Consider the following 14,331-nt stretch of genomic DNA (forward strand, 5'->3'; position numbering starts at 1 on the left):
GGTGTATCAGAGGATATCGCCAACGAAGTAGGCCAGCAGGGCGAGCAACACGGTAAAGACCACGTTCAGAGCCATACCGGCTTTCATCATCTCCCTCTGGCGGATGTGGCCACTGGCAAAGACGATGGCATTGGGCGGCGTGGCGACCGGCAGCATAAAGGCACAGGAGGCACCGATAGCGATCAACACCGACATCACCACAGGTGATACCCCCAGCGCCTCGGCGACGCCGGCAAACAGGGGAACCAACAGCGCGGCGGTGGCGGTGTTGGAGACCAGCTCGGTCAGGAACACCACGAAGGCGGCCAGCATAAGCAATACGACAAAAATGTTGGCGTTGGAGAGCACGGCCGACAGATGGCTGGCCAGGAAGGCGCTGGTACCAGTGGCTTTGAGAATGGCGCTCAGGGTCAGACCGCCGCCAAACAGCATCAGTACGCCCCAGTCGGTGTTCTGGTTGACGTCATCCCAGCTGGCGACACGGCTGACCACGATGGCTACGATGGCGCCCATGGCAATCAGGGTGTCGAGTTGCGGAATACCGCCAAAGGCGTTGGAGATGGGTTGTGAGCCGATCCAGAGCACAACGGTGGTCAGGAAGATTGCCAGCGTCACTTTCCTCTCGCGGGTCCAGTTGATGGTGACATCCTGGATCTCGACGCGGTGGCTGAGACGCGGGCGGGTTACCAGATAGAGCAGGGCAATGCCGCAGGGCATCAGGATCAGCACTACTGGAACACCGAATTTCATCCAGTCAGTGAAGCCAATCCCCATCTGGGCGGCTGCGATGGCGTTGGGTGGGCTACCCACCAGGGTACCGATGCCGCCGATACTGGCGCTGTAGGCGATCCCCAGCAATACGAAGACGAAGGTGGCGCGCTCTTTTTTGCTATCGAGGCGTGCCAGCATACCGATCGCCAGTGGCAGCATCATGGCGGTGGTAGCGGTGTTGCTGATCCACATCGACATGGCGGCTGTGATGGTAAAGAGCAGGATCACGCCCCAACCCAGATGACCATTGGCCAGGTGCATCACCTTGCCTGCCATCAGGGTATCCAGTCCCTGTTTGGAGAGGGCTGCCGCGAGGGCGAAACCGCCAAAAAAGAGGAACAGGATCGGGTTGGCAAAATCGGTGAGGGATTTGCTCATGTCAAACACCCCGAGCACGGTAGCCAGCAGGGGTACCAGCAGCGCGGTGATGGTGACGTGCAGTGCTTCGGTCAGCCAGAGGATGGCGATAAAGACCAGAATGCCCAGCCCCTTGTTGACCATGGGGTCAAACGGGAGCCAGGCGAGCATGGCACAAAGTAGCAAAACATCCAGGATGACGATCCCTGATTTGATGTCCAGCCAGCGAGATGGAGCAGAGGGTACAGCTGATGTGTGCATAATGTTCTCTCGGTTAATTTATGGTTGTTTTTGTGTTGCCGAGATTACATTCATTCACTTGTTTGAAACAGACTCACATGTTGAAAATCAGCCTCTACTCACATACTCATTGATAAAAATGAGGAAATGAACACATAAATAAAACATGTGCGAAATATAAATCAAATATCCATGAACTGTTCCAGCCATTGCTTGAACATGCTCTTGGGCAAGGAGCCATTTATCTGGTTCACCAGTTTGCCCTGTTTGAAGACCATCAGGGTGGGGATGCTGCGAATGGCGTAACGGGCGGCAATGGTGCTCTGTTGCTCGGTATCGACTTTGGCAAAGCGCATCCGTGGTTCGAGTTCATGGGCAACCTCATGAAATACCGGAGCAAACTGCTGGCAGGGGCCGCACCAGCTGGCCCAGAAATCGACCACGACCGGGATATCTGAGTTGATCAGGGTATCGAAGTTATCCGCCTTCCCGAGGCAAGGGGTCTGGCTGAACAGGAGGGCTTTGCAGCGCCCGCATTTGGCAGATGTATCGATATGGGTAACGGGCAGGCGGTTCCTGGTAAAGCAGTGGCTACAATAAGTAGTGATAAATGACATAATTGGTTCCTTCTAAATCAGCTCTGGCCGGGGATATGATGAGAAGCCAGAATGAAGCAATCGCGAAACAATAGCGAAATATCAGAGCAATAACGGTAACACAGTGCCCAGCGGGAGTGGATAATTCCCCCAGGGTTCATTGCCTAACCGGATAATTCAGCGACCACCAGATGAGAGTCGAGACGGGATGAATAAAGGATCACGGAAAAACCGTGCTGTGCCAGGGCTGATCGTTGCCTTGCTGCTCGCCTTTTCGGGCTACTGCTGGCAGTCGCTCAGTCAGCAGCAACAGGCCCATGACCTGAACGACGCGGCCGAGGTGGTGCTGAACCGGATCAACGCCGATACCGTCTATCTGCTTGGGCGGGAGCAGGCCAATGACAGCAATGTCCAGCAGCGACTGAACCAGTTATCCATCACCCTTGACGGTTTTGTACGGGAAGTCAGAAGCGATCCCGAGCTGGTGCAAGACGACCTTTCCCAGGCTCTGCTTGATGACATGGACACCTATCTGATGGCGCTGGCCAGGCTTCATGCCATTGAGATGGCTATCGAGTATCTCAATGCGCCCCTGCAGGCCCAGATTCAAAAGGTGCGGGGGATAAGCCCGTCAGACAGTGCGCTTCATCGCGACCTGGAGGAGTTGGCGCAACTGAGCAACTATCTGCAGCGCAGTTGGGACAAACGTGAACAGACTACGCTGGACCAGCTGCAACAGCAGTTGCAATCCCGTTATGGCAACTTGCCGGAGATCGCCACCCTGATCCGCCTGAGCAAGGAGATGAGCCAGCAGGTGATTGCTTATCACACCTTGCGTTACCAGCTCATCGACATGCATGTGATCGAGAGTCTGGTGCGCTGGAAACTCGACAAGCTGGAGCGCGCCTCCTCTTTGATGAACCGCTTCTATCTGATGGTGCTGTGCGGGGCTTTGATCTGCTTTGCGCTGGTGGCCTTCACCCTGTGGCGCCGCAACCAGAAGCTGAGCGAGTTGTCGCGCCAGACCGGCTTGCTGGCCCAGGCGAAAAGCGATTTTCTGGCCAACATGAGCCACGAGATCCGCACCCCCATGAATGCCATCATAGGTTTTAGCTCGCTGGCACTGCAGACCGAACTGGATCAGCAACAGCGGGACTATCTGGGCAAGATCAAATCCTCATCCGATACCCTGCTGCTGCTGATCAACGACATCCTTGATTTGACCAAGGTGGAGTCAGGCAAGCTGACGTTGGAGGAGATCGACTTCGATCTCAGCGAGCAGCTCGATTCGCTGGCGGGCATGTTTGCCGATCTGGCGGAGCGCAAGCACGTGGAGGTGGTTATTCGCAAGTCACCGGAGGTGCCGGTCTTCTTGCGTGGGGATCCCTTGCGATTGGGACAAGTGCTGGTCAATCTGGTGAACAACGCCATCAAGTTTACCGAACGCGGTGAAGTCGAAGTCTGCATCGAGCTGGCCAATCCTCACCCAATGCGGATCCGCTTCAGTGTGCGCGATACCGGCATCGGCATTGCCGAAGAGAAGCAGACCCAACTGTTTCAGGCGTTTACCCAGCTGGAGGCGGGTAATACCCGAAAATATGGCGGCTCGGGTCTTGGGCTCAACATCTCCCAGCGGCTGGTGGAGCTGATGGGGGGGAGGATCAGCGTAGAGAGCAAGCCTGGCGTCGGCTCTCTGTTCAAGTTTGATATTCCGATGGCGCAGGCGGTCTACGGCGTGGCTGGACGGAAAGTCTTCTTCGAAAACCAGCCGCTGGTGATGGTGATGGATGACAACGAACTGGTGCTGGATCTGGCCCGGGACATTCTGACTCGGGCGGGAGTGCGAGTGCTGCCGGTTAACTCCCTTTCCCGCGCCCGTCAGCTGCTCCGTGAAGAGGGACCGAATCTGCGGTTGGCGATCCTCGACTGGCGCATGGGTCAGGAGGACGGGCTCGATCTGGCGCTGGAGATGTATCAGCACAGCCAGTGGCGGCGGATCCCCATCCTGATGATCAGTGCCTGGGCCAGAGAGGGGCTACACGCCCGGATGGACAGCATGGGGCTGACCCATTTTCTGCCCAAACCGATGACCGAAAATGCCCTGCTGGCCAAGGTGGACGAACTGCTCAACGGCAGCTCCTACGAGCTCAACCTGCGCAAGGCCGAGGCACAGGGGGATCAGCAACACTTCAAATCTCTGTTGCAGGGTACCCGAGTGCTGTTAGCGGAAGACAACCGGGTCAATCAGCAGCTCATCATCGAATATCTGCGGCGCGTCGATGCGGTAGTGTGTGTGGTCAGCAATGGTCGGGAGGCGGTGGAGCGGGTCGCCGAGCAGCCTTTTGACGTGATCCTGATGGATTTGCAGATGCCGGTGCTGGACGGACTCGATGCCACCCGCCAGATCCGTAAGATGGTCGACAAACACGATGTGCCCATCATTGCCCTCACCGCCAGTGCCATGCCCGGTGACAAGGAGCGTTGCCTGGGGGTGGGGATGAATGGCTATGTCACCAAGCCGGTGAGCAAGCTGGATCTCTACAACAACCTGCTGCAGTGGGTAAAGCCGCAAGGGGTGGAGCAGGCGGGGATCATGGAGGTGAAACCGCCGGATATGATCGGGATCCTCGATCTGCAGGATGCCCTCAAGCGGCTGGAGCAGGACAAGGAGGCGTTGCAGATCCTGTTCAAGCTGTTCATGTCGGAGCACAAGGACGATCTGTGGGAGATCCGCTCCGCTCTGCGCCGTCAGCAGCCCGAGGTGGCCAGCAAGCTGCTGCACACCCTCAAGGGGGTGTCGGCCAATATCTCGGCGGCCCGTCTGCAATTGGTGGCTGGCGAGCTGGAGTGGCGCCTGCGGCAAAACGAGGTGCTAAGCGAGACGGATCTGGAGCAGTTGCAACAGGTGTTCAGCCAGACCCGGGAAGAGGTGTCACACTTCCTGTTGACCGGTGAGCAGCATGAAAATTCGTATAATCCCTATTCATCAGGGGATGATCGCATGTCACAGTGAATTAAATAGTAATTATTCTCAACCATCCCGGTTCGGGATATGATGAGCTTTCATTCGAATCGCCTCCAGCCGGAGGCTATTGTTTTCATTCTTCTATTTCTGCGTGGCTTCTCTGATGGCCGCTCCTTGGAGCGGTCATGGGCAGAGAGCGCTAAAGGTTGGTGGTGTGAGCGTATTTCTACGATTGAGCTGGTTTTTCAAGGAGCAGTGGCCACGTTATCTGGCTGCCATCTCCCTGCTGCTGATGGTGGCCCTGTTGACCGTTATTCCGCCCAAAGTGGTGGGCTGGGTGGTGGATGGCATCACCAAGGGTGGTCTCGACAATGGCACCCTGATGCGCTATCTGGCGGGGCTGTTTGGTCTGGGGGTGCTGATTTATCTGCTGCGCTACGTCTGGCGGGTGATGCTGTTCGGTGCCTCTTACCGTCTGGCCTATGTGTTGCGCAATCGCCTGTTCAGTCATTTCACCCGGATGAGCCCCGATTTTTATCAGCGCCACCGTACTGGCGATTTGATGGCCCATGCCACCAATGACATTCAGGCTGTGGAGATGACCGCTGGCGAAGGGGTGCTGACTCTGGTGGACTCCATCATGGTCGGGGTATTGGTGCTCTCCATCATGTGCAGCCAGTACTCCTGGCAGTTGACGCTGGTCTCCTTGCTGCCGCTGCCGGTGATGGCCTATTTCATGAATCGCTTCGGCACTCAGATCTACACCCAGTTCAAGGCGGCGCAAGGGGCCTTCTCCAAGCTCAACAACAAGACCCAGGAGGCCCTTTCCGGCGTGCGGGTGCTGAAATCCTATGCGGTTGAATCGCTGGAAGATGAGGGCTTTGCCGAGCTGACCAAACAGGCGGGGGAGCGCAATATGGCGGTGGCCCGCATCGATGCCAAGTTCGATCCGGTCATCTACCTCTGCATCGGTTGCTCCTACTTCCTCGCGGTGGCGGGGGGTAGTGTGTTGGTGCTTCAGGGTGAGTTGACCCTGGGTGAGCTCACCAGCTTCACCATGTACCTCGGCCAGCTGATCTGGCCGATGTTTGCCATCGCCTGGCTGTTCAACATCATCGAGCGGGGCAGCGCCGCCTACTCCCGTATCGAAAGCCTGCTGGGGGAACGCAGCGATATCGAAGAGCCCACCCAGCCGGCCGCGTTTATCTCTGCCTTTCCTTTGCAGATCAAAGGGGTGAGCTATCAACTTGAGCAGCGCACCCTGCTTGCAGATATCGACGTTACCCTCAAGCAAGGGGGGATGCTCGGGGTGGTGGGGCGCACCGGGGCAGGCAAGAGCTCCCTGCTCAAGCTGTTGATGCGCCTTGCCAATCCGACTCACGGTTCGATTGTCATGGGTGGCGTTCCGATTGACCAGCTGCCGCTCGCCACACTGCGCAGCCAGTTTGCCTATGTGCCGCAGGAGCCATTCCTGTTTTCCACCACCATCGCCGCCAATATTGCCCTGGGCAAACCCGATGCGAGCCGCGAGGAGGTCGAACGGGTGGCGCGCATTGCCTGTGTCCACGATGATATTGTGCGTTTCCCCAAGGGCTATGAGACCGAGGTGGGGGAGAAAGGGGTGACCCTCTCCGGCGGTCAGAAACAGCGGCTGGCCATTGCCCGCGCCCTGCTGCTGGATGCGCCCATTCTGGTGCTCGATGATGCGCTCTCGGCGGTGGATGCCCACACCGAGCAGCAAATTCTGCATGCCCTCAAAGCCCATCGTCGCACCCTGATCCTGGTCAGCCATCGCATGACGGCGGTGGAGCAGGCCGACGAGATCCTGGTGCTGGAGCAGGGGGCCGTCAGCGAGCGGGGTCATCACGGTGCCCTGATGGCGCACAATGGCTGGTACGCAGATATGGTGCGTTATCAGCGTCTCGAAGAAGCGGTGGAGAAGAGCCTGTGAATCCGACCATTAAACGACTGCTCGCCTACTGCGCCCAGTATCCTCGCTGGCTGATCCAGGCGGGGATTTGCCTGCTGCTCGCCACCGGCGCCGAAGTGGCCGGGCCGCTGCTGATCAAGCTCTTTATCGATGACTATCTGGCGCCTCGCAATATCGTGCTGCCCACCATAGCCCTGATTGCAGCGGGCTATCTGGGCTTGCAGGTGCTGTCGGCGGCGGGCTTCTATTTGCAATCCCTGCGCTTTAACCGTATCGCCCAGGCGGTGGTGCAAACCTTGCGCGAGCAGGTATTTGCCACCGCGATCCGGTTGCCGGCCCGCTACTTTGACAAGCATCGCTCCGGCTCGCTGATTTCCCGCATCACCAACGACACCGAAGCGATCATGAACCTCTATGTGCAGGTGATCGGCTTGCTGGTGCAAAAAGTGGTGCTGTTGTGCGGCATCCTCATCTCCATGGCGCTGCTGGATCTGCGGCTGATGCTGGTCTGCTCCCTGTTGCTGCCCGCAGTGGGCGGGGTGATGTGGCTCTACCAGAAACTGAGCGTGCCGGTGGTGCGAGCGACCCGCAGTCTGCTCTCCGACATCAACAGCCGCCTCAACGAGTCGCTGCAGGGGATGCCGGTGATCCAGGCGATGGTGCAGGAGCGCCACTTTGCCAACGCCTTTGCCGAGGTGAACCAGCAGCACTGGTCGGCACGGATCAAGAGCCTCAAGATCAACGGCATTTTGCTGCGTCCGCTCATCGATCTCTTCTACATGATGGTGCTGATCGGTCTGTTGGCGCTGTTCGCCCACGAGGGGGGGAGCCACGCCGGTGCCATTCAGGTGGGGGTGCTCTACGCCTTTATCAGCTATCTGGGGCGGATGATCGAGCCGCTCATCGAGATGACCAACCAGCTTAACCAGTTGCAGCAGGCGATGGTGGCGGGGGAGCGGGTCTTTGCCCTGCTCGATGAAACCCGCGAAAGCACCGATGGCGAGATGATCCCGCTGGAAGGGCGGGTCAGTTTCGAGCGGGTGAGCTTCTCCTACGATGGTGAGCAGCAGGTGCTGCGGGAGGTCAGTTTTGCCGCAAAACCGGGCCAGATGCTGGCGCTGGTAGGCCATACCGGCAGCGGCAAGTCCACCATTATCAGCTTGCTGATGGGCTTCTATCCGCTGGATCAGGGGCAGATCCGCTTCGATGATCACGCACTGGATACCCTGTCGCTGGCGGCGGTGCGCCGCAGCATCGGGCTGGTGCAGCAAGATCCTTTTATCTTCGTCGGTACCCTGGCGGAGAACCTGCGTCTCGGCCGCGCCGGAATAGACGAAGCGCGGCTCTGGCAGGCGTTGAGCGAGGTGCAGCTGGCCGAGTTTGTGCGCAGCTTGCCACAGGGGATCAACACCTTGATGGAGGAGGGGGGCAAGAACCTCTCCGCCGGCCAGCGGCAACTGCTCTCCTTTGCCCGCGCGCTGGTGGGGGATCCGCGCATCCTCATTCTGGATGAAGCGACGGCCAGCGTGGACTCCCAGACCGAGCTGGCGCTGTCGCAGGCGATCTCTGCCGCCCGTCGTGGCCGCACCACCATCGCCATCGCCCACCGCCTCTCGACCATCGTCGATGCGGACGAGATCCTGCTGCTCTCCCGCGGTCAGGTGAGCGAGCGGGGCAGCCACAGCGAGCTGATGGCCCTCGGCGGTCACTATGCCCAGCTGTTCGAGATGCAGAGTCAGGGGGCCTGGCTGGAAGAGAAGCGCGCCTGATCGGCACATTTGCTGTAACAGCGACATGAGCGAAAAGAGGGAACCGGTGCGGTTCCCTCTGTTTTTTGGGGTTGGGCAAAAGGTCGTAACCGTGATCCCTGTGCTTGTCGAATGGCGCAGATGCAGGCAACATGTTGTTTACATTAACTCATCGGATCAGTTCGCATATGGATTTGCAACGCTTCAAAGCCAATCTGGCGCTTCGGCTGTTTGCCTGGCGCTACATTCCCGTCATCGGGTTTTGTGCCCCGATCATCGAAGAGATGAACGCCAAGGCGCTGCGCATTCGCATTCCCCTTGGATGGCGTACCCGCAACCATCTGGGCAGCATGTATTTTGGCGCGCTGGCGACCGGCGCCGATCTGGTAGGCGGTCTGCTGGTGATGGAGAAGGGGCGGCAGCGGCGCAAGAAGGTGCACTTCGCCTTCAAGGATGTGCAGGGGGAGTTTTTGAAACGCCCGGAGGGGGATGTGCAGTTCGACTGCGCAGCGGGAGAGGAGATTGACGCCATGATCGACGAATCGCTGGCAAGCGGTCAGCGCATCAATCGCCCCATCCAGGTGGTGGCCACTTGTCCGTCATTGAACGGGGATGAGGCGATGGCGCGTTTTGTGCTGACCCTGTCGATCAAGGCCAGCTAGCGGGTTGCCGGAGAGTGGCTCCCCGAAACGGGTTTAGCCAATCTCCGGGCTGACGCCCTCTTTCACCACGACCTTCATGCCGTTGAAGTTGACCACCTGTTCGGCCACGATCTTGCAGCGCTTGCGGGTCTCCACCTGACCGTCCACCTCGACCAGCCCTTCGGCAACGAGGGCTTTGGCGGCGCCGCCACAATCGGCCCACCCCTGATGTTTGATAAGGTCACACAAGGCAACGAAGGGGTGACCTTCGAGCAGAAACGTCTCCATGGGAAATCCTCTAGATGGATGAATGCCGGATACAGCAGGGCAACTATTTTAGGCAGTTCGCTCAGGCAAAGAAAGGAAGAGGGGCCACTCGCTGCGAAAAAGTGGCCGATTGTCCTTGAGGTGGCGCTTTCGCAAGACCTGATGGAGAGGTGAGAGGGCCACCCGTGACGTATCGTGACGCACCTCGTCCCTGCTAGTGTGCCCACACTCTCCCCTGACTGTTAGGATCGGGCCACTCTCAATGGCCCAAGGAACTTTCCATGACACTCTCCCGCCTGCTGCTGGCATGCAGCGCCCTGACTCTGTGCGGTGTCGCGCAGGCCAGTACTCCGGTGCAGGTTTCGCTGCCCGGGGTCAATTTGCCCGCGTCCCATCAGGTGGAAGGGGCGCGCGCCTCGCTGCTCTATGGCCGCACTGGTCAGGTGAAGGGGATCGATCTGCCGATCTTCGCCCTCTCCGATGTGGATCAGTTCAGCGGCCTGCAGCTCGGGATCTTTCTCGGTGCTGGTCGGGTACGTCACCAGTTTGGCGGGGTCGCCATCAACGCCATCAACTGGCACGAAGGGCAGGATACCGGCGTCAATCTGGGGCTGGTCAACCTGACCAACAATGTACAGGGGCTCAACTGGGGGGCGGTCAATATCGCCAAGGGCAATGCGCTGGCCAACGTCGGCTTCGTCAACTATGCCGAGCGTACCACTTTCCAGATTGGCTTTATCAATGCGACCAAGCACCTTGATGGCTTGCAGGTCGGGCTGGCCAACTATGCCGCCAACGGCGTGTTCCCCATTCTGCCGCTGGTGAACTTCCAGAAATCGTTCTGACAAGGCAGTTCGCTTTGCGTTAAGGGCCTCTGCTGATTACCCTGTGCCTCTTGTAACTTGTGACAGGCGAACAGAGGTGATTGATGACGGCAGGGCAGATGAGTGCAATCGGGATCGGCTGGGATGTGCGTGGCTGGCAGGGCAGTGCCCAGGCGGTGGCCGTGGTGGGTTGGCAGGCCGACTCCAACAGCCTGCACTGGCTCGGGGTGTCGCCGCTGTTTCGCTTGAGCTCGCGGGTGGCGCCGGATCTGGCCGCCCTGTTGCGTCCGGCCCTGCAAAACGAGCTGACCCTGATGCAGGTAGAAGCCTGCCCGCAACTGGCGCTCGGTATCGATGCTCCGCTCGCCTTTCCCCGCGCCTTGCGGGATCTGCTAAATGGCCAGCCACACAGCTGCGCAGTGCCCGAGCGGGAGATAGACAACCCCTACGCCTACCGCGACTGCGAGCGCTGGCTGTATCAGCAATACGGCAAGAAGCCGCTCTCGGCTACCTTCGACCGGCTCGGCAACAACGCTACCCTGGCGCTCTCCATGCTGCCGCAGCTCTCTGATCTGCAACTGGTGCCGACCGTTGCCCCGAAGGCCAGTCGTGCCGTGCTGGAGGTCTATCCGGCATTGGCCAAAGTGGGCGGTAAGGCCGCCCCGGCACGGCCCGAGCTGGCGGCGCTGCTGCCTGCGGATGTGCTGGTCGGCACCGATCGCTATGATGCGGCGCTCTGCGCCCTGATGGCGCTGCAATATGCCGCTGGTGGCAAGGTGACGGTATTGCCAGAGCTGATTTCGCCACCCAGTGACATGCCGTGTGATGAGGGATGGGTCTATCACTTTGCCCGTCATGGCGTTGAGCACAACGGCATGTGATGACGGGGACGCGGCGCATCATGGCGCCGCTCATCCTGTGGACGCGGGCCAAATGGCGCAAAAAACCTGTCTTTAGTCAGGAAATTGCCTGTTCATACCGCGCCAAGGTGGCGCATCGTTATCTTCATCCGATATATTGCCCACCTTGCTGATCCTTTGCTGTGGTATTCCCGATGAAATCCGTTCTCTCTATTCAGTCCCACGTGGTCTTTGGTTGTGCCGGCAACAGCGCGGCCGTCTTCCCCATGCGTCGCCTCGGCATGGATGTATGGCCCATCAACACGGTGCAGTTTTCCAACCACACCCAATATGCCCAGGGGTGGCAGGGAATGGCGATGCCGGCGGGTCATATCAGTGCGCTGGTGAAAGGATTGGGCAATATCGAGGTGTTGAGCCAGTGTGACGCCGTGCTGAGCGGTTACCTTGGCTCTGCCGAGCAGGGGGACGAGATCCTGACCGTGGTCAACGCCGTCAAGGCGGCCAACCCCGATGCCATCTACTTCTGCGACCCTGTGATGGGTCATCCGGAGAAGGGGTGTATCGTCGCTCCCGGCGTTACCCGTTTCCTGACCGAGCAGGCGTTGCCGGTGGCCGACATGATGGCCCCCAACCTGCTGGAGCTGGAGACCCTCTGTGATACCCATCTGGCAGATCTGGATCAGACCCGCGCGGCTGCCCATCAGCTGCTGGCCCGCGGCGTCAAGCTGGTGCTGGTCAAGCATCTCGGTCGTGCGGCGCAGGACTCCAGCCGCTTCGAGATGCTGCTGGCCACCCCGCAAGGGGATTACTTGATTGCCCGTCCGCTTTATGACTTTGCCCGCCAGCCGGTGGGGGTTGGCGATCTTATCAGCGCCCTGATGCTGGCCAATTTGCTGGCCGGTCACGATGCGGTCAGCGCGTTCGAGCGCACCAACGCCTCGGTGGATGCGGTGCTGCAGGAGACATGGCGCCAGCAGGCTTACGAGCTGCAACTCATCGCCGCGCAAGATGCCTTCGCCCTGCCAGAGGTTGCAGTGCGAGCGGTGAAACTGCCCTGAGTCAACGCGAACTCTCGTCTATCCCGACAAGGGGGTGGGATGCAGATGAAAAAGGCTTGCCAATGGGCAAGCCTTTTTACTGTTTGCCTATTTAGTGCGGCAAGCAATCAGATGCGGGGATGGCGGAGGCGATAACGCTCAGCCATGGCATTGGCCGCTACCATGGCGGCGTAGACATCCTGTTCACTCACTGTCATCGGCATGTTGCCCATGGTATCGAGGGGGTCGCAGGCCAGCTGCGCTACCTTGCGCCACTCGCTTTCATCAAAGTGGGTGAGCCCCAGCTCTTGCAGCGTCATGGGCAGACCTGCACAGTCGATGATGCGAAACACCTCATCAAGCTCATGTTGCGGGGCGCGCTCAAGCACGAGTTGGGTCAGCAGGCCGAAGACCACCTTCTCGCCATGCTGGGCACGATGGAGCTCCGCGATCAGTGACATGCCGTTGTTGACGGCATGAGCGGCGGCCAGTCCACCGGCTTCTGCGCCGACCCCGCTGAGGTAGATGGTGGCCTCGATAACCTGCTCAAGCGCCGGGGTCGAGACATGGTGGCGTATCGCATCCATGGCCAGCTCGATGTTCTCACCAAGCAGCTCGTAACAGAGCTTTGCCAGACCAAGGCCAGTGCGTGAAGGGCGCTTGCCGACCAGATTGAGCCCGTCCGCCCGATAGCAGGCGCGCGCCTCGAAATAGGTGGCCAGGGCATCGCCGACGCCTGCGGAAAAGAAGCGGGGAGGGGCGGCGGCAATGATGGCAGTGTCAGCCAGCACCACGTCCGGATTTTGCGGCAGGAAGAGATAGCGTTCAAATTCACCCGCCTGGTTATAGATCACCGCCAGCGCCGTACAGGGGGCATCCGTGGAGGCAATCGTTGGGAACAGCACAACCGGACGGCGCAGATAGAAGGCCACGGCCTTGGCGACATCCAGCGTCTTGCCGCCGCCGATCCCGACAATCACGTTCGCACCATATTGCTCTGCAAGGTGGGTCAGGCGGTGGATCTCCTGTTCGGTGCATTCATAGCGAAACTTGTCGACCACTCCCCTGAGGCCTGCCTGCAGGAGCCCCGCCAAAGCTTCTTCCCGTACCCGCTCCAGAATGAACTCATCGCTGATGAGCAACGCATAGTCACCAAAATCTTTAACGTGCTCATGGAGTTGCGGGAGAAGGTGTTGACCGATGATGAACTTTTTGGGGGAGGTAACTGTACGGGGCAAAGTGGGCATCCATTATTCCTCAAGGCAGTGAATAACATAAAATTGATTATCAAATGGGTCTCTTACGATACGCCTGATGAGGCAATAGATGAAGAAGAAAAGGGGGGCGTTTTAATCATTAATTAATCTTTCTATTTGTTTGGCTGTATTTTGGGGCGGCGATTGGCGGTGTTGAGGCATACAGGCGCAATGGCCGTATCGTGGCAATCCGTCGCAAGCCATATTGCTGCAACAAACAGTCACGCTGGCAACAAGCAGGGCCGCTTGGTGCGGCCCTGCTGTATGTGGATAAGGGATAGGGGATGGTCAGAGCGGCTTGTAGAAGATGATGGTCGCAGCAAGAGAGCCATCGGCGTTGCGTGCAAAGCTCGGGATCTGGCCCGCGTCCAGATAGCCGAGTTGACGATAGAGGTGGGAGGCCACATCTCCGGCGCGAGTATCCAGCACCAGCAGCGAACGGTCCGCGGCATGGGCGCCTTGTTCCATTGCCTGCATCAGCGCACGACCGACACCTTTGCCTCTCGCCGTTTGCAGTACCATCAATTTTTCCACTTCGGCCCGGTGGTGCCCGTTGGCCTTGCCACAGAGCGCGAGCTGAACCGCTCCCACAAGCTGTTGTTGCTCAAGGGCAAGCCACAGCTTTCGGTGACCTGCCGCTAGATCCGCTTCAACTCCTTGCCAGTAGCGGGTAGATTCCTCCGTGGTCAGCGGTGGTAAAAAACCGACCGAGGCGCCGCTATCGACACAATCTTGCAGCAGGGTGATGAGCGCACTTTGGTAGGTCGCTGCGCTATTAACTTCCACAATGTCCATCTGACATCCTTGTCGTTGCTATGTGGCTGATTGCCACCGTGGGT

At 59.0% G+C, this 14,331-nt stretch carries 12 protein-coding genes; 7 read left to right on the forward strand and 5 right to left on the reverse strand.

Annotation, left to right across the window (positions count from 1 at the left end; genetic code table 11):
* Positions 1-6 precede the first annotated feature (6 nt).
* Both VF684_RS12850 and trxC read right to left on the reverse strand, forming a co-directional pair.
* The gene (locus tag VF684_RS12850; protein ID WP_005333606.1) at positions 7-1,389 is read right to left on the reverse strand and encodes an SLC13 family permease; all 1,383 of its coding nucleotides are present in this window, start codon (positions 1,387-1,389) and stop codon (positions 7-9) included.
* 161 nt (positions 1,390-1,550) lie between these two features.
* Positions 1,551-1,985, reverse strand: coding sequence for a thioredoxin TrxC (trxC, locus tag VF684_RS12855; RefSeq protein ID WP_201913712.1), 435 nt, complete (start codon positions 1,983-1,985; stop codon positions 1,551-1,553).
* A 187-nt stretch (positions 1,986-2,172) separates the two neighbouring features.
* On the opposite strand from trxC, the gene VF684_RS12860 reads away from it, so the two are divergent.
* From VF684_RS12860 to VF684_RS12875, 4 genes are all read left to right on the forward strand, one after another.
* Positions 2,173-4,977: a hybrid sensor histidine kinase/response regulator gene (locus VF684_RS12860; RefSeq protein ID WP_279459098.1), complete on the forward strand. Its 2,805-nt coding sequence runs from the start codon at positions 2,173-2,175 to the stop codon at positions 4,975-4,977.
* A 166-nt stretch (positions 4,978-5,143) separates the two neighbouring features.
* The gene (locus tag VF684_RS12865) at positions 5,144-6,880 is read left to right on the forward strand and encodes an ABC transporter transmembrane domain-containing protein (protein ID WP_204381246.1); all 1,737 of its coding nucleotides are present in this window, start codon (positions 5,144-5,146) and stop codon (positions 6,878-6,880) included.
* Positions 6,877-8,628, forward strand: coding sequence for an ABC transporter transmembrane domain-containing protein (locus VF684_RS12870; RefSeq protein WP_204381245.1), 1,752 nt, complete (start codon positions 6,877-6,879; stop codon positions 8,626-8,628). Before VF684_RS12865 ends, VF684_RS12870 begins: the two co-directional genes overlap by 4 nt.
* Positions 8,629-8,795: 167 nt before the next feature.
* A complete protein-coding gene (locus VF684_RS12875; protein ID WP_019446113.1) occupies positions 8,796-9,269 on the forward strand; it encodes a DUF4442 domain-containing protein in 474 nt (157 codons plus the stop codon).
* Between the two features lie 33 nt (positions 9,270-9,302).
* On the opposite strand, the gene ybcJ is transcribed toward VF684_RS12875, so the two are convergent.
* Positions 9,303-9,536, reverse strand: a complete 234-nt coding sequence (gene ybcJ / locus VF684_RS12880) for a ribosome-associated protein YbcJ (protein WP_005361116.1) — start codon at positions 9,534-9,536, stop codon at positions 9,303-9,305.
* Positions 9,537-9,796: 260 nt separating this feature from the next.
* On the opposite strand from ybcJ, the gene VF684_RS12885 reads away from it, so the two are divergent.
* The 3 genes from VF684_RS12885 to pdxY all read left to right on the forward strand — a co-directional run bounded on the left by VF684_RS12885 (position 9,797) and on the right by pdxY (position 12,257).
* Positions 9,797-10,360, forward strand: a complete 564-nt coding sequence (locus VF684_RS12885) for a VC2662 family protein (RefSeq protein ID WP_204381244.1) — start codon at positions 9,797-9,799, stop codon at positions 10,358-10,360.
* 83 nt (positions 10,361-10,443) lie between these two features.
* On the forward strand, positions 10,444-11,220 hold the full coding sequence (locus VF684_RS12890; protein WP_204381243.1) for a DUF429 domain-containing protein: 777 nt from the start codon (positions 10,444-10,446) through the stop codon (positions 11,218-11,220).
* 173 nt (positions 11,221-11,393) lie between these two features.
* On the forward strand, positions 11,394-12,257 hold the full coding sequence (gene pdxY, locus VF684_RS12895) for a pyridoxal kinase PdxY (protein ID WP_019446110.1): 864 nt from the start codon (positions 11,394-11,396) through the stop codon (positions 12,255-12,257).
* A 107-nt stretch (positions 12,258-12,364) separates the two neighbouring features.
* Here pdxY and VF684_RS12900 read toward each other — a convergent pair whose 3' ends face one another.
* Complete coding sequence (locus VF684_RS12900; protein ID WP_088868802.1) at positions 12,365-13,483, reverse strand: glycerol dehydrogenase; 1,119 nt, start codon at positions 13,481-13,483, stop codon at positions 12,365-12,367.
* A gap of 297 nt (positions 13,484-13,780) precedes the next feature.
* Positions 13,781-14,287 carry a GNAT family N-acetyltransferase gene (locus VF684_RS12905; protein WP_139440590.1) on the reverse strand — a complete coding sequence of 169 codons (507 nt, stop codon included), beginning with the start codon at positions 14,285-14,287 and terminating at the stop codon, positions 13,781-13,783.
* Between the last annotated feature and the right edge of the window lie 44 nt (positions 14,288-14,331).

This window comes from Aeromonas sp. Lyrl_2 (assembly GCF_051948815.1).
Taxonomy (GTDB): domain Bacteria; phylum Pseudomonadota; class Gammaproteobacteria; order Enterobacterales; family Aeromonadaceae; genus Aeromonas; species Aeromonas veronii.